This is a genomic window from Acinetobacter sp. YH12208, assembly GCF_013418055.1.
Lineage (GTDB): Bacteria > Pseudomonadota > Gammaproteobacteria > Pseudomonadales > Moraxellaceae > Acinetobacter > Acinetobacter pseudolwoffii.
Genome location: NZ_VPCT01000002.1, coordinates 22,379 through 39,308 on the forward strand (window position 1 = coordinate 22,379; position 16,930 = coordinate 39,308).

General features: G+C 45.0%; 13 protein-coding genes, 4 tRNA genes and 1 pseudogene. 7 read left to right on the forward strand and 11 right to left on the reverse strand.

From position 1 onward, the window contains the following. Window positions 1-12: 12 nt before the first annotated feature. The 4 genes from yddG to FTU95_RS03005 form a co-directional block, all read right to left on the reverse strand. Entirely contained in the window at window positions 13-900 is an 888-nt protein-coding gene (yddG, locus tag FTU95_RS02990; RefSeq protein ID WP_180077491.1) for an aromatic amino acid DMT transporter YddG, read from the reverse strand. Continuing rightward, window positions 897-1,835 (reverse strand): DMT family transporter, encoded by a 939-nt coding sequence (locus FTU95_RS02995; protein WP_180077493.1) that lies wholly within the window; start codon window positions 1,833-1,835, stop codon window positions 897-899. The genes yddG and FTU95_RS02995 overlap by 4 nt, the downstream gene beginning before the upstream one ends. 155 nt (window positions 1,836-1,990) lie before the next feature. After that, entirely contained in the window at window positions 1,991-2,632 is a 642-nt protein-coding gene (locus tag FTU95_RS03000; RefSeq protein ID WP_074383570.1) for a fumarylacetoacetate hydrolase family protein, read from the reverse strand. 42 nt (window positions 2,633-2,674) lie between these two features. Continuing rightward, the gene (locus FTU95_RS03005) at window positions 2,675-3,172 is read right to left on the reverse strand and encodes a YcxB family protein (protein ID WP_005168696.1); all 498 of its coding nucleotides are present in this window, start codon (window positions 3,170-3,172) and stop codon (window positions 2,675-2,677) included. 160 nt (window positions 3,173-3,332) lie between these two features. On the opposite strand from FTU95_RS03005, the gene FTU95_RS03010 reads away from it, so the two are divergent. Beyond that, complete coding sequence (locus FTU95_RS03010; protein WP_074383571.1) at window positions 3,333-4,631, forward strand: hypothetical protein; 1,299 nt, start codon at window positions 3,333-3,335, stop codon at window positions 4,629-4,631. Window positions 4,632-4,736: 105 nt separating this feature from the next. On the opposite strand, the gene FTU95_RS03015 is transcribed toward FTU95_RS03010, so the two are convergent. From FTU95_RS03015 to FTU95_RS03030, 4 genes are all read right to left on the reverse strand, one after another. After that, a tRNA-Arg gene (locus FTU95_RS03015) sits at window positions 4,737-4,813 on the reverse strand. 295 nt (window positions 4,814-5,108) lie between these two features. Further along, window positions 5,109-5,185 (reverse strand) — tRNA-Arg (locus FTU95_RS03020). Window positions 5,186-5,233: 48 nt separating this feature from the next. Continuing rightward, window positions 5,234-5,310, reverse strand: a tRNA-Arg gene (locus tag FTU95_RS03025). 16 nt (window positions 5,311-5,326) lie between these two features. Continuing rightward, window positions 5,327-5,416, reverse strand: a tRNA-Ser gene (locus FTU95_RS03030). A gap of 263 nt (window positions 5,417-5,679) precedes the next feature. Here FTU95_RS03030 and rnr point away from each other — a divergent pair. The 6 genes and pseudogenes from rnr (at window position 5,680) to FTU95_RS03060 (ending at window position 12,280) form a co-directional block, all read left to right on the forward strand. Next, entirely contained in the window at window positions 5,680-8,127 is a 2,448-nt protein-coding gene (gene rnr / locus FTU95_RS03035; protein ID WP_005168700.1) for a ribonuclease R, read from the forward strand. Window positions 8,128-8,206: 79 nt separating this feature from the next. Next, entirely contained in the window at window positions 8,207-8,761 is a 555-nt protein-coding gene (locus tag FTU95_RS03040; RefSeq protein ID WP_180077495.1) for a hypothetical protein, read from the forward strand. Window positions 8,762-8,816: 55 nt separating this feature from the next. Beyond that, window positions 8,817-10,871: a M3 family metallopeptidase gene (locus FTU95_RS03045; RefSeq protein WP_180077668.1), complete on the forward strand. Its 2,055-nt coding sequence runs from the start codon at window positions 8,817-8,819 to the stop codon at window positions 10,869-10,871. A 40-nt stretch (window positions 10,872-10,911) separates the two neighbouring features. Beyond that, window positions 10,912-11,121: a YheV family putative zinc ribbon protein gene (locus FTU95_RS03050; RefSeq protein ID WP_171509128.1), complete on the forward strand. Its 210-nt coding sequence runs from the start codon at window positions 10,912-10,914 to the stop codon at window positions 11,119-11,121. 18 nt (window positions 11,122-11,139) lie between these two features. Then, window positions 11,140-11,574 carry a hypothetical protein gene (locus FTU95_RS03055; protein ID WP_180040655.1) on the forward strand — a complete coding sequence of 145 codons (435 nt, stop codon included), beginning with the start codon at window positions 11,140-11,142 and terminating at the stop codon, window positions 11,572-11,574. Between the two features lie 53 nt (window positions 11,575-11,627). Beyond that, a pseudogene (locus tag FTU95_RS03060) lies at window positions 11,628-12,280 on the forward strand (EamA family transporter). A 59-nt stretch (window positions 12,281-12,339) separates the two neighbouring features. Here FTU95_RS03060 and FTU95_RS03065 read toward each other — a convergent pair. The 3 genes from FTU95_RS03065 to FTU95_RS03075 form a co-directional block, all read right to left on the reverse strand. Continuing rightward, on the reverse strand, window positions 12,340-14,622 hold the full coding sequence (locus FTU95_RS03065; RefSeq protein ID WP_180077497.1) for a TRAP transporter large permease subunit: 2,283 nt from the start codon (window positions 14,620-14,622) through the stop codon (window positions 12,340-12,342). A 196-nt stretch (window positions 14,623-14,818) separates the two neighbouring features. After that, the gene (gene rrtA / locus FTU95_RS03070; RefSeq protein ID WP_180077499.1) at window positions 14,819-15,391 is read right to left on the reverse strand and encodes a rhombosortase; all 573 of its coding nucleotides are present in this window, start codon (window positions 15,389-15,391) and stop codon (window positions 14,819-14,821) included. Between the two features lie 67 nt (window positions 15,392-15,458). Beyond that, the gene (locus tag FTU95_RS03075) at window positions 15,459-16,499 is read right to left on the reverse strand and encodes a hypothetical protein (RefSeq protein ID WP_180077500.1); all 1,041 of its coding nucleotides are present in this window, start codon (window positions 16,497-16,499) and stop codon (window positions 15,459-15,461) included. Window positions 16,500-16,930 lie beyond the last annotated feature (431 nt).

Genomic DNA, 16,930 nt, shown 5'->3' on the forward strand with positions numbered 1-16,930 from the left:
GAGAGGATTTTTTTAAGTTGTTTGCGTAGACTTCCAGCAGACGATCGCACCTGCGGTCACCAAAGCAGTGCCGATCCAAAAACTCAGCTCGGGCCGAATATCCAGAATCAGCATCGACATAACTGAAGACAGAATTGGCATAAAATAGGTGGCCAAAATCAGTACCTTGATATTGCCGTACTGCATGCTCTGATTCCAGTTACTATAAGCAATTCCGATCAGACTGCCTACTATGGCGATTCCCAGCCAGAGCTTCAATGAAGGCATCCTGAAAGGCTCATCCAAGCCCAGATGTAAGCCCCATAACGCAATGACGGCGACCACAAAAAAAATCGGTACGCCATTTTGTCCACGACCATATTTTCTGGTCAGAATGCAATAACATGGCCATAACAAGGCACCGATAAAAGCAAAGCCATAAGCCCAAGGATTTTCAGCTAAAACCTGCATAAGTTTCGATAGATTGGTAATTTCAGGATTGACCACCAACATCAGACCGACTATAGCAAGCAAAAATCCTGGAATGCCCCAAAGACGCGCCTGCAATTGCCGGGCAAATATCGAAAAGACAATCATCAAGGGTGGCCAGAGATAATTGATCATCGCAATCAGCATCACCTGTTCACGGTGATCCGACCAGGCAACTGCAACAAGAAATAGAATTTCATAAGCAACGAACAAAGCCCCACAACCCAATAGATAGCGCTTGGACATTTGCCTGATTTTAGGAAATCCAATCAATGCCAGAATCGCCAGACTACTAAAAGTGTAAATCAGGGCAATCCCCTGCACCGGACTGGTAGATTCGGTAATCAATTTGACCACAGCCACCAGACTGGCCCAGATCAGAATGGAAGACAGGCCAATCCAGGTGGCCAGTTTCATCGACCAGACGTTCATGTTTGCTCTTGAGGATTATTCGTTGTATTCGGTTTTTTCAGCCATCCCTGCAAGCTCACCAGAATCACGCCCAGCATGACCATACAGGTTCCAATAATAAAATTCAGTTCGATCTGTTCATCCAGAATCAACACCCCAAACAGCATGCCAAATACAGGCGTTAAAAAAGAAAATACGCCCAAACGTGAAGCCAGATAATGTTTCAGCATCCAGAACCAGATCAAATAACTGGCAAAGGAAATCAGCACGGTATGAAAGATCAGACTGGAAATAGACAGGGTCGTCCATTGAATGGTCGCTTGCCCACTAAAAAAAGCCAAAGGTAGCAATAATATGCCGCCCATCAATAATTGATAGAATAAGGTCTGGGTGGCAGGTGCTTCAGCCAGTCGGCTCAGACGTACACTGACAGTGGTGGCTGCCCAGAATATACCTCCGAGTAAGGCCAGAAAATCTCCCCACAAAGCATCGGTTTGTAAAGTAGAGCTTGTCTGTGGTCTGAGTAAAAAACTGACCACAATCCCGCTAAATGCCACGAAGATACCGCCCCATTGCACACGCGACAAACGCTCTGCCGGCAATTTCCAGTGCAGACCCAATGCGACAAAAATCGGCGCAGTATAAAGCAAAACAATGGTATGCGAAGCTGAGGTATAGCGTAGTGCTTCCCCAATCAGATGAAATTCGGTTGCGAACAGTATTCCGACCAGCAATCCTGCAGGCAAATAGCGGGTGCTCAAAAGCTGACGGCGCACGCTCTGCTGAATCAGGGGATACACCATGATCGCAGACAAGGCTGAACGCAAGGCAATTTGCATCAAGGCTGAAATATCACTGGCCGCCCATTTCAGCACGACCTGTTGTAGCCCCCACAACATACATAATACAAACATGATGGCAGATGCTTTGGTATCTAGCGCCTGACGTTGCTTCACCCCTACTCCTGTGACCGCTTTAAAGTGCCCACTATAATCTTCTCTGCGGTAAAACAATACTTTTCTATTATTTTGCCAGCGCTGTAAATATTTTAAAACTCGATAAAAAAGGACTGCGTTCGCAGTCCTTTCAATCAAAAAATAAACCGTTCAGCTTATTTAACCCAAGTCGTCCAGATATAATCCTGAGACTGGCCTTTCAGGGTCATTTTTAACTGATCGCCTGCATGCAATGCCGCCACACCTGCGGGTGTACCCGTCATCACCACATCACCTTCTTCTAAAGTGAATACCTGGCTGATATCTGCCAGTAAAGTCGCGATATCAAAAATCAATAAAGCGGTATCGCCTTTTTGACGCAGTTCTTCATTCACCTCCAAAGTGTAATGCACATCTTGCCAGTCCGCGACCACATCATTCACAGGAATCCAGTCTGACAACAGACACGAACCATCAAAGGCTTTGGCACGTTCCCAAGGCTGGCCTTTTTTCTTGAGTTCATCCTGCAAGTCACGCAGGGTCAAGTCCAGACCTAAAGTCACCGCACCCACCGCTTGCAGTGCTTTTACAGGATCATTTTCTTTGCTTAAAGTCCGGTCAATACGCAAACTGAGTTCACATTCATAGTGGCAGTTGCCCCACTCCGGATTCCATTCAATCCCTGCATCGAGCGAGCCTAAGGCACTCGGTGGCTTAATAAATAAGACCGGACGATCAGGGATCGCATTTCCGAGTTCTTTGGCATGATCGGCATAACTGCGACCAACGCAGACAATTTTGGATGGGCGTGTACTCATGATCAAAACTTTCCTTTATTTGTCTTTATATCGATCTCTGGATTATTTTTTAAATGCATTCTCAAAAATGTTTTGCTCAGTCGCATCTTTAAAGGCACGTTTTGGCACAATGATGACGGTACGGTTTTTCAGTTCCAGCATATAGGTCAGTTTGCCGGCAGCAAAATTCTGCACTTCACTATACGCTACCAGCTTGCTACGCTCATTATTAAAAATCTCCGCATAGTCCTGATACAGATCAAGGCCTTGTTCACTCTTACCAAACTGATATTTGACGAACTGGCGTTTAAACATCATCGGCAGAAACCAGTAACGCATGATGCCTTGCAGGATCAGGAAGAATGCCCCCAAAGCCACGTAATAGCGTCCTACCCCGTCAAAGCCCATCGAAAAGCCCCAAAGGATAATCCCGATACTGACCAGAGGCGTCAGAAAACGTGAAATCTGCTTTTTGCCAAAAGTCGCCAAGGCAAAACCATCCTGAGATTCTTCTAAAGTCAGAAAATAACGGGTCGATAAAGTCGGTGCTGACTCAGTCATAGCATCACATCAAAAAAATAAAATCTTGCCCAATACTATAGCAAAATATGCACAATGCTTATGGCCTGACGCATCAATTACATAACTTTGCTTTGGAAAAACGTGTATTTAGTTTTAAATAAACAGCAATTAAAACAAAAAATATGCAACAGGATGTTGAATGAAAGGATTCAAGCAATGCATTGCGATCGGTATCTGTTCGGGTCTGTCTACTCTATCACTGGCCAAGATTATTCCCTGGGATGCAGAATTACCCAGTAGCCTGAGTGCTTATCCGGGCAATGCCCAACAATTGGCAGAATTGACAGGCGAAAAGATTCTGATTTATGCGCATCCGGTGACTAAAACCCAGCTTCCTACCTTAAACAGTAAGGCCACCAGCAAGGCACAATTTTATAGTGCCGCCGTGGTTTTGCCTGTGGCTGAAACACAGGTCGAGAAATTGCTACAGCATTATCCGGATTATGTTGGCCTGTTTCCGACTTTAAAGTCAGCCAAAATTCTAGAACAGCAAGGCTCGATTCAGCAGGTCAAATATCAGGTGCATATCCCCACACCAATTCCGATATTGAACTTCAAAGAAACCGTGGTGATGCAGCATCATCTGGGCAATAACAGCATCAGCACTTTAATTATTGATGCACCCATTCCTTATGGCGCTGGAAAACTGGAATGGTTCGCGCTTGATCCGCACAGAACTCTGGTGACAGTGACCCAGTGGGGCGACCTGAACCAGCCCAAAGGTTTTCTATTCAGTAAAATTCTCAATGCCCTGCCTGAAGCCAAACTTGGCATTCCTCCCAGTACCAACGCATTTCTACTCGAAGCACTGCAACAGCGCTTTAAAACCAGTCATGCCACAACACTCACCGCCCCGACTCCACAACTGAAATTTAATTCACAACAGCTACAGAAGATTGCCCAGCTTAGTCAAAAATCCGGCCAACCGGTCAGTTTTATTTTGCCCAGCTATCAGATTAAAGAAGGAAAAGCCTCAGAAAATTTGAGATTTAGCAGCACCTATCAATACTTTCCGCATTCGGTAGACAAGCTACGACCGTGGTTGGCTGCACAAGCCAGTCAACAGCTTTTCCCACGCCAGATCAAGAAAGTCGAACTTAACCCGATCAATACCCAAAGTGTAGATGCCAACTATAAAGTTTCAGTGGGCTTAGGCGTGATTCAGATTCCATTTAACTTCAAGATGCGTTTTTACCAGCCCGATCCCTTGCAGAATCAGTTCAATGCCAATGGTGGCGACTTAAAGTTTGTCAAAGGCGGCATGAAGCTATTGCCGCAATCACAAGGTAATCTGTTCCAAATCACCAGCAGCATGAAGATTCATGATCAGGCACCGTTTTTATTAAGGGCCATGCGCAGTCTGCCCTATCACGATGTATTACCTGCGGTGGGTGGCAATACCGTCTATGCACTCAAGGTGCAGCAAAAATTAAGATAATCAACGAATCGGTAGTTATTGGTTTTTTATATGAAAAATCGTTAAATATCACAGACGTAAAAAAACCGCATCAATGTGCGGTTTTTTCAGAATTCTTATCAAGATTGGTGCGCTCAGAGAGATTCGAACTCCCGACCCCTTAGTTCGTAGCCAAGTGCTCTATCCAGCTGAGCTATGAGCGCGACGTCTTGATGGGGTGCATTATACGGCTTTTTTAAGGCTTGTTAAGTGTTTTTTAATAAAAGCACAACTGAATGTATAGTAATTAAACGATACAGCAGTATTTACAGTTTTCTGTGAGAATTTCTGCACATTTAGAGCTAAAAACAATTAATACCATCCGGACTTTGACGCTGTATTCAATGTGGCGACAAGCTCCATTTCATCCTGATGAAAAGTACACAGCAAATACCAAGAAAGACGTTCCCAAATTTCAGGCACAAAAAAACCGCTATGAAAGCGGTTGATTGTTCAAGTTGGTGCGCTCAGAGAGATTCGAACTCCCGACCCCTTAGTTCGTAGCCAAGTGCTCTATCCAGCTGAGCTATGAGCGCGTAACTTGTGTGCCTAGGTTGGCAATACGTTTTTTTGCTTAACTTACTTGGTGCGCTCAGAGAGATTCGAACTCCCGACCCCTTAGTTCGTAGCCAAGTGCTCTATCCAGCTGAGCTATGAGCGCGCGACATAAGTAAGCGTGGCGGTGAGAGAGGGATTCGAACCCTCGATACAGTTACCCGTATGCGTCCTTAGCAGGGACGTGGTTTCAGCCACTCACCCATCTCACCGTAACGTGCGGCCATAATACAAATTTCGGCATGGCACTGCAAGCGCAGCATCGAAAAAAAGTGCATATTTTTGCTCGTTTAAATACTTTTTAAGCAATTCAGCGATTTTTCGTACATTTTCCTGCTCAAAAAACCGAATAAATTTCCAGTTATCTAAAATGAACAGAAAATTGAAAACTTAAATGGATTATTGCAATCATTTACGTGCAGTCTGCGCACACATGTTTTATGCTAAACCTATCTCCTAAGATAAATTTAAAGACATGATGAAAAACTGGGTCGATCCTGAAGCAAAAGCTGAAGCCGAACGTTATGACAACCCTATCCCAAGCCGTACGCTAATTTTAGAAACCATAGAAAAAAATAATGCCCAGTCTCATGCCGACCTGGTAGAACATTTCGAAATCGCAGATCAAAAAAGTATTGATGCTCTCAGCCATCGTTTAATTGCGATGGTGCGTGACGGGCAATTGATGAAAGATGGTTATAAATTCCAGATTGCCGTCGAGCAGCCTGAATCCGAAGCGACGGTTTATATCAATTCCCGCGGGATGGGAACTGCCAACATTTCTGGCCAGGACGATCTCTTACTGGCTGAGCGTGAACTACGGCTGGTCTTTAATGGCGACCGTGTCAAAGTACGTCAAACTTCAGTAGACCGTAAAGGTAAAGCCTGGGGTTATGTGACTGAAGTTGTGCAGCACCGCGTTAAGCAGATCATTGGTAAAGTTTCCCTATATGAAGGTGAATACTTTGTTCAACCTGCCAGCCCAAATGCGCATCAGCCCATTACTCTTGAAAAAGAACTGATTGAACATGCGCAAGTCAATCTGGGTGATTCGATTCGCGTGGCGATTGATACTTATCCGACCCGTGAAGAATTTGCGACCGGTCATATTGTCCAGTCCATGGCAGATAAAGCCGATACCGAAATCATCATTCCACAAACCATTTTAGAATATGGTTTACCGTATGAATTCCCGGAAGAAGTGATTCAGGATGCAGAAAGCTTTAAAGAACCAACAGAAAAAGACCGTGAAGGTCGTGTGGATCTGCGTGATTTAGCTTTGGTCACCATTGATGGTGAAGATGCACGTGACTTTGATGATGCAGTATATGCTGAAAAACGTCCGGGCGGTGGCTATCGCGTGGTCGTAGCGATTGCCGATGTCAGTCATTATGTACGTACAGGCAAACCACTGGACGATGAAGCTCAGGAACGCGGAACTTCTGTCTACTTCCCGCACTTTGTTTTACCAATGCTGCCTGAAGCATTGTCGAATGGCTTGTGTTCTTTAAATCCGGCTGTTGATCGTCTCTGTATGGTCTGTGATTTAAAACTGTCACGTGCCGGTCGTGTTACCGGTTTTGAGTTCTATCCATCCGTGATGCACTCTAAAGCACGTTTGACTTATGATCAGGTCGCCCAATATCTGGAAGGCGACAGTCAGGCCATTACCGAAGATCGCGAAGTTCGCAAGTCGATCAACACCCTGTTCCAACTCTATCAGGTTCTGAAAGGTTTACGTGCTGAACGTCATGCCATGGAATTTGAAACCGTTGAAACGTATATGACTTTTGATGAGCTGGGCGGAATTAAAGAGATTTTGCCGCGTAGTCGTAATGATGCGCATAAGCTGATTGAAGAATGTATGTTGCTGGCCAACGTGGCAGCCGCAGAATATGCATTGAAAAATGAAATTCCGATGTTGTACCGCGTACATGAGCCACCTGAATTCTCGCGTATTCAAAAAGTCCGTGATTTCGTCAAGCTGCTTGGTTTGAAATTCCCGGAGCAACCGACCCAAGCAGATTATCAGGCGGTGATTGAAGCGACCAAAGACCGCATAGATGCACCAAGCATTCATGCGGTGTTATTACGCTCCATGATGCAGGCTTATTACGGCCCTAACAATGCGGGGCACTACGGTCTGGCTTATGAGGCGTACACACATTTCACTTCGCCAATTCGACGTTATCCAGACCTGTTATTGCATCGTGCCATTAAAGCGCATTTAAATAAAAAGCCATCTCCGCTTTCAGGTGGAGCTTTAGATGAAGCAGGAACACATTTCTCTGCCACTGAACGCCGTGCCGATGAAGCCTCTCGCTCGGTGACGACCTGGTTGAAATGTCATTATATGCAACAGCATTTAGGCGAAGAATTTGTTGGCATCATTAGTGCCACAGCAGAGTTTGGCCTGTTTGTGACGCTAAAAGACCTGTATGTGGATGGTATGGTGCATGTCAGCCAGTTGGGCGATGACTTCTTTGTCTTTGATCAAGTCAGTCAGAATCTGGTCGGCCAGAATCGTGGTCAGGTCTTTGGTCTGGGCGATGAAGTCAAGATCAAGGTGGCTGGCGTCAATCTGGAAGAGCGCAAGATCGACTTTGAACTGGTACAGCAACTCAGTCATGCCGGCCGTGCGATCCGTGCTCGTGCGCCGCGCGTGAGCGAGAAAAAACCGGCAGTACGTCCAGCAGCAACAGAAGAGGTTTTTAGCAAGAATGAGCGCGAGTCTAAATCCAGCCTGAATGCCGATGGAGAACAGCCCATACGACGCAAAAAAGCCAAAGGAAAACCCAGCTCTTACAACAGCAAGTCTGCTAAAAAATCTGCAGCAAAGCCTGAAGCAAAGGCTAAAGATAAAGTAAAGAAAAAGACCAAAGTGAAAAAGAAAAAGTCGAATGCAAAAGCCAAGACTGAATAATTTTTGACGGTATAAAAAGAGCGCTAAGGCGCTCTTTTTTATTTATAATCAAAATATTAAAATAAGAAAAATTATAAGAATGGATACCATAACTATTTTTACTTTGATCATTTCTTTAATGGCTTTGCTTGTGACTTATGCCGTATTTAAATCTGATCAGCAACCACAAATTATAGTTTTTGCTCTTCCGCATTACGGTAAGCAATCTTTCATTCAACTACAGATAAAGAATATAGGAAAATCCATTGCCTATAATGTACAAATATCGAGTGATCAACCCATTCCTAAACGGGCCTTCGGAATTAAAAAATTAAATACTTCAAAAGATTATTTTGATAGCGGTATTTTCAAACATGGAGTCAAAGTATTTACACCCAATCAGAGCTATATATACGATTGGGGACAATACGGCGGCCTCAGAGAGGCTTTAGATAATAATCCTATCACCATGAAAGTCACGTATTGGTATCAGCACCCTTTAAACTTATGGAAAACTCAAATCACTGATATTTCCATCATCGATATAAATGAACTAGAAGCCTTACCTTCATCTGATGGTGGATTTATTGAACAGCTTCAAAATATTAATAAAGAATTGAAAATATTAAATACAAAGCTAGAGAAAAAACTTTAACTCCCTTGATTTCCCCCACCAAAGGCCCTACATCTAGACTGAATATAGAAAATTAATTTGGCAGACCGACATGACTTTAGAAAAGGCAACTTTGCCTGTTCCACAATTTGATCAGATTACCCTGGCCGATCTCAAAGAAAAAATTGAAAGCTGTATCGCTGAAGGGCAAAAGTTCCTGAATGAACTCACCGAAACACCGACTTCAGTACAGGAGCAGCTGACTACACTGGAACATGTCGACACGCTTGAAAACAATATGAGTGAGTCTTGGGGCATCCTGTCGCATTTAAATGCCGTGATGAACAATGCCGAAACCCGTGACGTCTATCAAGCCTTATTACCGGGTCTGAGCGAATACTATACGCAACTAGGTCAACATACGGCGCTGTATCAAACTTATCAGCATGTTCATGATGCATCAATTTTTAATGAATTACCTGTAGCCCAGCAAAGTGCCATCAAACTGGCCTTACGTGACTTCAAACTGTCTGGTGTGGCCTTAGAAGGCGAAGCGAAGAAACGTTATGCGGAAATTTCTGCACGTCTCTCACAACTGTCTTCGGACTTTTCCAACCATGTGCTGGATGCGACTCAGGCTTATTTCAGACCATTAGCTGAAGATGAGTTAGCGGGTCTCTCTGAAAGTAATATTGAGCTGTTAAAACAATATGGCCAGCAACGCGAGCTGGATCAGCCGGTGGCTACGCTAGATTTCCCGTCTTATCTGGCAATCATGACCCATGCGGAACATCGTGAACTGCGTGAAGAGCTGTATAAAGCCTATACCACGCGCGCTTCAGATCAGTCCGAGCAAACTGAATTTGACAATACCGCCTTAATTGAAGAAATCCTCAGCTTACGTCAGGAAATGGCCAAGCTGCTCGGCTTCAACAATTATGCAGAATTATCCCTGGCCAGCAAAATGGCGCCAAGTGTAGAAGCAGTAGACGAATTCTTGCGTGATCTGGCAGAGCATGCCCGTGCGCCGGCAACCAAGGAAATTGCAGAACTAAAAGCCATTGCCGCTGAAGATGGTATTGATGAACTGAAACCTTGGGACAGCAGCTATTATTCAGAAAAGCTGAAAATGCAGCAGTTCAACCTGTCACAGGAAGCGCTGAAACCTTATTTCCCTGCACCAAAAATCCTGCAGGGCCTGTTCAGTATTGTCAATCGCCTGTATGACATTCAAGTGATTGAACGTGAAGCGCCGGTTTGGCATCCAGAGGCGCGTTATTTCGAACTGGAAGATCAAGGTCAGGTGATTGGCGGTTTCTATTTTGACCTGTATGCACGCCAAGGCAAACGTGGTGGTGCCTGGATGAGCGGTTTCCGTTCGCGCATGCAGACCCGTGATGGCCTGCAAAAACCGATCTGCTATATGGTGGGTAACTTTACTCCACCTGTTGGCAACCGACCTGCACTGCTCACGCATGATGAAGTGATTACCCTGTTCCATGAATTTGGTCACGGCCTGCATCATATGCTGACTGAAGTGGACAATATCGCGGTGGCAGGTACGCATGGCGTGGCTTGGGATGCCGTGGAGCTGCCAAGCCAGTTTATGGAATTCTGGGCTTGGGATCAGGACAGTCTAAATCTGCTCAGTGAACATATTGAAACCAAGGAATCTTTGCCGGCCGACCTGCTCAAAGCCCTGCTCGATGCACGTTTCTTCCAATCCGGTATGCAAACCCTGCGTCAACTTGAATTTGCCTTGTTTGACTTGAGTATTCACCGTGCCAATCCGGCTTCAAATGCGGAACAGGTTCAGGCCACACTGAATGAAATTCGTGAAAAATATGCAGTTCTGCCCACCACCGACTATAACCGTTTCCAGCACAGCTTCAGTCATATTTTTGCCGGCGGTTATGCAGCGGGATATTATTCCTATAAATGGGCCGAAGTTTTGGCCAGTGATGCCTTCGACCGTTTCGAAAATGAAGGGATTTTTAATACCACCACTGGAAAACAGTTTCGGGAAAATATCCTCGCAGTTGGCGGAAAAGATCAAGCACTTGACGCATTTATCAATTTCCGCGGACGCGAGCCAAAAATAGATGCATTGCTACGTCATCAAGGTTGGACGAACCGCTCTAAAAACGCTTAAACTAGCTTTTTAAGTTGATCACAAGGTGAGTATGATGACCATTAAACGTCGTTTCATTGCAGGCGCAAAATGTCCAAAATGTCAAGCGTTAGATCGTGTCGTCATGCTGACCTCTGGTGAAGATGAGTGGATTGAATGTATCGAGTGTGGTTATGAAGAAAATCGTCCCACACATGTTGACCAACCAGAAACACCAGCTGTTCCAGATGAAATTGGCGTGATTCAGTTTAAACCTCATTCAGCAAAATAAAAAATCAAGGTTCAAGCTATGTCAGTAGAACAAAGAAATAACCCCAAACTTTTAATGGGGATTATGGGGGCTTTAGTTACTGTCGTTGTATTGGTGCTGCTCTATCAATGGTTGAATGCACCTTCGAAGGAGACACAACGCATGCAACAGGAGGAAATCGCAGCTGTTCCGGCAACCACATCTACAGCGACAACTGAAGAAAATACAGATGCAAGCAATGCGGCTGAGGCACTCGAGACCAAAGCATTAATCAGCGGCAGCCTGTTAAAAGCGCCAGTACCGGAAAATGCTACTTTGGCCAACGAAGAGATGGCCAAATTAGCCGATATTCAAGTTCAGCTCAATGAGCAAAAAGCCACGCTAGATGCGCAGCACAGCGATGCTGACCAGCTCATTCAGTTGAAAGAGGAACAGATCAAGCTACTCGAAGCACAACTGGCTCAAGGCCAATAATCTTGATGCATTTCGGCTAGAAGATCTGCAGATCTTCTAGCCGAATTGTCTCCCTGTCTACCACAGCCACTTCACCACTATTCAAAGCCATTATTTTACTGACCTGCTCTGCTTTTTTATTTTCAGTGATGGGCGTATGTATCCGTTATGCCTCACAAACGGTTGATTATGCTACTGTGGTTTTCTTCTGTAATGTGGTCGGGCTGTTTATTTTCCTGCCTTTCATTTTTAACCAAGGTCGCGGATTTTTTAAAACTGAAAAACTGTGGATGCACACCTGGCGTGCGGTGGTCGGTCTGATTACCATGTATGGCTTTTGTTGCAGTTCGAGCGCTGACCAAAACCGAATCTCCAGAAAAAATCGTATTTTATTTCTGTTTGATTGGCAGCCTGATTTCAGTGATTCCGATGTTTTGGGTGTGGCGGCCCTATACTACTCTGACAGAACTTCAGCTATCTGATTACTGCCGGCATTCTGGCCAATTTCAGTCAGTTATTGATGTCAAATGCTTACAAACTGGCGTCGGCAGGACAAATTGGGCCGGTGAATTATGTGGTGATTTTTTTTGCCGGTATATATGGGGGTTTTCTGTTCTGGCAGGAGGTTCCTGATCTATATAGCCTGATCGGATTAGGGTTGATTTTCTGCGCGATTCTGCTGTGTAGCCCAATCCTGCAAAAGCGCCTGAATTCATCTAAAATCTGAGCCAAGAATTCAGATTAAATTAAAAAAGCACCCGTAGGTGCTTTTTTAGTGTCTATCTTTTATGGATACCAGCCGAACAGCTTAAAGACATAAGGCACATAGGCGATGATCAGCATTGCAGGCAGCAGCACAATCACCGGTAAAATCCAGCGTTCATAACGGTAGTAAAAAGACAGATGGCGTACTTCTGCATCCGCTTCAGCCACTTCGGCATCGCCAATGGATTGTCTGGCCAACAGATGGTTCAGTGCCACCGGTGGCGTCACATAGCCCAGTTCAAAGCCAATCAGGGTGATCATCCAGAAATGCACCGGATGAATGCCGTATTGGTAAGCCACTGGAGCAACAGTCGCCGAGATCAGAATCACCGCACCAAACGGATCCATAATCATCCCGACAAAAATCATCAAGCCGACAATCAGGGAAATGACCAGAATAGTACTGCTGATATCGGTTGGAAATGCTTCCATAATTTCCATACGTTCCAGCAAGCCACCGACACTCACAGAAAGTGCCATCAGGATCACCAGCGCACCAATATGCCCCACGGTTTCACTGGTGGAGATATGCATCGACTTCCAGAAACCCACCTTGCGCAAGATTTCTGTAGCATTTGAATGCTTTACACCATGATCAACAGCCAATTCTTTATCTCGCTGCCCGGCATGCTCTGCTTCACGATATTCTACATTGGCCACGCTAGCAGCTGTCGCCAGTTCAGGGGTATTTCTCGAATGTAAGGTCGCATTCAAAGTCTCATCCCAATGACCGACCGGTGGCAACGGTGCCGGTTCATGACGTAATTTATCATATAAGACAATCATCAGCAGAATGACCGGCATCATCACAGGGGCGGTAAATTCATTCAGGTCTGTCGACAAAGCATATTTGTAGAATAGCCAGATCAGAATAAAAATCACGATATAAGGAATAATCGCAAGGAAGGCACGACCTGATTGAGGAGCTGCGATGGTTGGTGCGGCAATCCGGAATTTATTTTCTGCAAAGAATAAAGAAATTACCAGGAATAAAGTCGAGCTGAGCAGGAAGACATAAATCCCATAGTGATAGAGCAAATCAGTAGTTACTTCTTTATTCAGTGATGCTACCACGACGATCAGCAAGCATGGACGTAAGACCACACCCAGTGAACCGGACATTGCAGTGGCGGCCAGTGCAAACTGACGGCGTCCACCTGCATTCCAGACTTCCTTATAAATGATCGCACCTGCGGCAATCACGAAAATCCCTGATGCACCGGTATAGGCAGTCGGTAAGGCAGCGGCCAGCAGAATTAACCAGGTCAAGGTTTCAGGGGCCAGATTCCATGGACGCAGAATGTTCAGGAACATATCCACGACCCGGGTCTGTTTCAGCAACATACCGGCCCAGATAAACAAGGCCAGATTCAGGAAAATACTGGAAAACTCGACCAGTTGCCCCAGATAAATCCCCTGTCCCATTGGATAATCCATAAAGAAGGTGAAGTTTATTCCGGTAATAATGGCCATATAGGCATACAGTGGCACACTCAAAAAGGCCAGACCAAAACTGCCGCCCTCACGCGTTGGTTTTGGTTGTTTAACCACCTGATATAAACTGATTAAGGTTAAGCTGCTAAACAGAATCATCCACAGCCAGTAGATGTATTTCATCTCGCCCATCGGTACGCCCGAGTTCAGCACAGACTGGTATTGACTATAGGATGAGAATGCCAGAAAAGCATTACCCAGCAGCATGGCGACCGAATAGACTTTAAAATCGATACCTGTACTTGGACTACGCAGACCAATATGATGGGTTTTTAGGGTGGCACTGATCGCAGCGAATACCACCATGATGACCAAGAGCAAGGCCCGGTTCTCAGTGCCAAACTTGAATATTCCAAAGAAAGACGTTTCAAAAGCCCGATAAGCCCGAATACTCGGTTGTGCTTCGACATGTTGAATGGCTTTATCGTAGAACAGATAAGATTCTTCACAAACCTGCTGTGCCTGTAATACCGCAGCCCGGACATCCGCTTGCGAGCGCACGCCGAAGAAATCAGCATATTCATCGGCTGCATCGGCTTTCATCTGCTGCTGAACACGCTGATCGACATTGATCTTGCGTTCACATTGTGGACGTGTCGGTTCAGCACGTAAAAATGAATATTGCATCCCGGTTGCCGGATCGCCATAGAGACGCTCCCCCATGCGCAGCAACTGGCCGTGAATCATTTCTCCAGTACCAATAATCAGTGTAAGCAAAAGCAAGACCAGCACCACGAAGGTCGAGATCCACTCTGTCCAGATATAACGCAACAGACCTAATCCTGATCTGTTTTGATCATCATTTTGCATGTATATTCCTATTTTTATTTTAGCGATCTGTGTTTGTTCTAGGACGCTGATCTTCCCTTCTGGCCCGAAAATTCCTTTTCAAAGGTCAGGATTTTTATTCTATGTTTTGACTCTGCATCAAAATCAGCACAATAAAAATGACAATTTATATTTTCTTTTTGTTTTTTTTGCCAAGTAAATTATTTATCTCTGCACTTTAATTATCCCGAAAATAATTGCTCACAATATAGATCAGCGCCAGAATCACGCCCCAAATCACCCCAAGTAAATGTGCCTCAACCAAAACCGGACTACCGATCAGCTGCGCCGTTCCGACATTGCCAATGGTGTTTTCCCAGACCAGTTTGCCAAAGATCAAAAATAACACCAGTGCAGCAAAACTGCGTTCCCGCTTATACAGCAAATGTACACAGGCAACGGCAACATAGGCACCATGCAGCACACCCGACAAGCCAGCGTAGGCTTCAATATTGGGTAAGAAAAAATAAAAACTTAAACTGATCAAAGGTGGCAAGATCAGTAAAATGGCAGAAAAGTGCCATAGAATAGCGCGTGGAAAAATAAAAGGCAGACAGATAAAAGCGAGAATATTCAGGAAATAATGGGTCCACCCCACATGTACCCAATGTGCCGTCCACAGTCGCCAAAACTCACTGAGCAAACTCTCTTGCCAGTAGATGAAACTATCCTTGAAAATTTGCAGACATGCACAGAGAGAGACAAAAGCCGCTAGAAAAATAATTTTTCGTCGAACATGTTGATCTAGCATCAGCTTATGCTTCTCCCTAACCATCTAGTTTAATTTCATCCTTAAAATTCTATGCAGGCTATCTGGGTTACAGGTCTGAACTGAACAGGTCATCGAGTTCCGAAGAGCTGTCTGATTCATCCCAGAAACGTTGCATGCCATCATCGGCGCTGCGCACACCAGTATTTTCTGTCCAGTAACGGTCTGAAATTCCACCAACCATAATCGCTGCCATACTGTCGATCAGTTTGAATTGTGGATTTACCGGCTTTTCCTCGGTACGGGCCTGCGCAAAGGTTTTTAAAGCATCGCGGATTTTGGCATCGTCACCGCTGGCCTGTGCTGCTACAGCATATAAAGCATGCGATAAACGTACACCTTTTTGCTCACCAATTTGTGTAGATTGTTTTAATGTTTGGTAAGGATCAGGTTTACCATCGCTTGCACCTGGTAATAAAGTCCAGATCACAGCACGCGTAGCATTAGGTGCTCCCCAGAATTTGGCATTATCCAGACAGGTCATACCACGTTCCACCACGGCAGCGATATCTTTGGGCACATGCACTGCGCCGCCGGAATTAATATCATTGGTCATGGCTTGTAAACCACTCAACATGCCCAGCAGATAAACCGTTTGCTCTATATCGCTGTTCATGCGCGGGCATTCTTCACCCAAGGCTTTTTGATATTTTTTTTCATAACGGCTCTGGAACAATTGATAACCGGTATATTGACGCTGTGCCGCTAGAGCCGCCCAGCGCTTCTGCTCGATTCGCGCATCTTGGGCTTCCGCTACCTGGTTGGATTTTGAAGCACGTAAATAGCGTAACTCAGCTTCCAGCGCCTTTTGCTCGGCACAAATGCCGGCAGCCGAATACATCAATACGGCTACTCGCGTCGGATCCGCTCCCATTTCTTTGGTTGCCATGATGGCCGGAGTTAGAGAATTGCCTGAATTACAGACCATCTCGGCATCATCCATGGCTAAAATTGGCGGGACAATATGGTTTTCGGTAAAACCCAGTGCGACATTGGCACCGGTTTTAATGACATGGGAACACCCCGTTAATACTGTTGTTGTTATTGCAATGGTCGCCATACCTTGGCATATTTTACGGACGCCTGACATTTTCCTGTCCTCTATAATTGTGATTATGTCCATCTTTCTGCTAAAGATATCAGAAGCATTTTGTGAATAAAAGAGTATTTACTCTAATTTAGACCAGACACTGTGCCATCAAACTGGCCGACTGCAATTGACTTGATCTGTTGAATTACCAAATTTTGGGCAAAAAAAAGTAGCATTGCGACGGTTCAGCACATGCTACTTATTAACTGTACAAACAGAGAGCCGGTAATAACTCTGCTTGATTAAGATGAAAATTTATCCTTCAGCACCGTCGCGAATTGTCCAACCCCCAAAGCTGAAACAATCACTACGATCAAGAACATCCACACTGGAGATTCTATTGAGTTCTCCCGTATTTGCTGTTGGTGCGTTCAATGTACAGGCTAAAAATAAAACATAGGCGGGAAATTGTCATACAATTTATCTTACTG

Bases quoted from the DNA above. Each gene is read 5' to 3' on its own strand.
- yddG (WP_180077491.1), bottom strand. From the start codon at position 900: ATGAACGTCTGGTCGATGAAACTGGCCACCTGGATTGGCCTGTCTTCC.
- FTU95_RS03000 (WP_074383570.1), bottom strand. From the start codon at position 2,632: ATGAGTACACGCCCATCCAAAATTGTCTGCGTTGGTCGCAGTTATGCC.
- FTU95_RS03005 (WP_005168696.1), bottom strand. From the start codon at position 3,172: ATGACTGAGTCAGCACCGACTTTATCGACCCGTTATTTTCTGACTTTA.
- FTU95_RS03010 (WP_074383571.1), top strand. From the start codon at position 3,333: ATGAAAGGATTCAAGCAATGCATTGCGATCGGTATCTGTTCGGGTCTG.
- rnr (WP_005168700.1), top strand. From the start codon at position 5,680: ATGATGAAAAACTGGGTCGATCCTGAAGCAAAAGCTGAAGCCGAACGT.
- FTU95_RS03040 (WP_180077495.1), top strand. From the start codon at position 8,207: ATGGATACCATAACTATTTTTACTTTGATCATTTCTTTAATGGCTTTG.
- FTU95_RS03055 (WP_180040655.1), top strand. From the start codon at position 11,140: ATGTCAGTAGAACAAAGAAATAACCCCAAACTTTTAATGGGGATTATG.
- FTU95_RS03065 (WP_180077497.1), bottom strand. From the start codon at position 14,622: ATGCAAAATGATGATCAAAACAGATCAGGATTAGGTCTGTTGCGTTAT.
- rrtA (WP_180077499.1), bottom strand. From the start codon at position 15,391: ATGCTAGATCAACATGTTCGACGAAAAATTATTTTTCTAGCGGCTTTT.
- FTU95_RS03075 (WP_180077500.1), bottom strand. From the start codon at position 16,499: ATGTCAGGCGTCCGTAAAATATGCCAAGGTATGGCGACCATTGCAATA.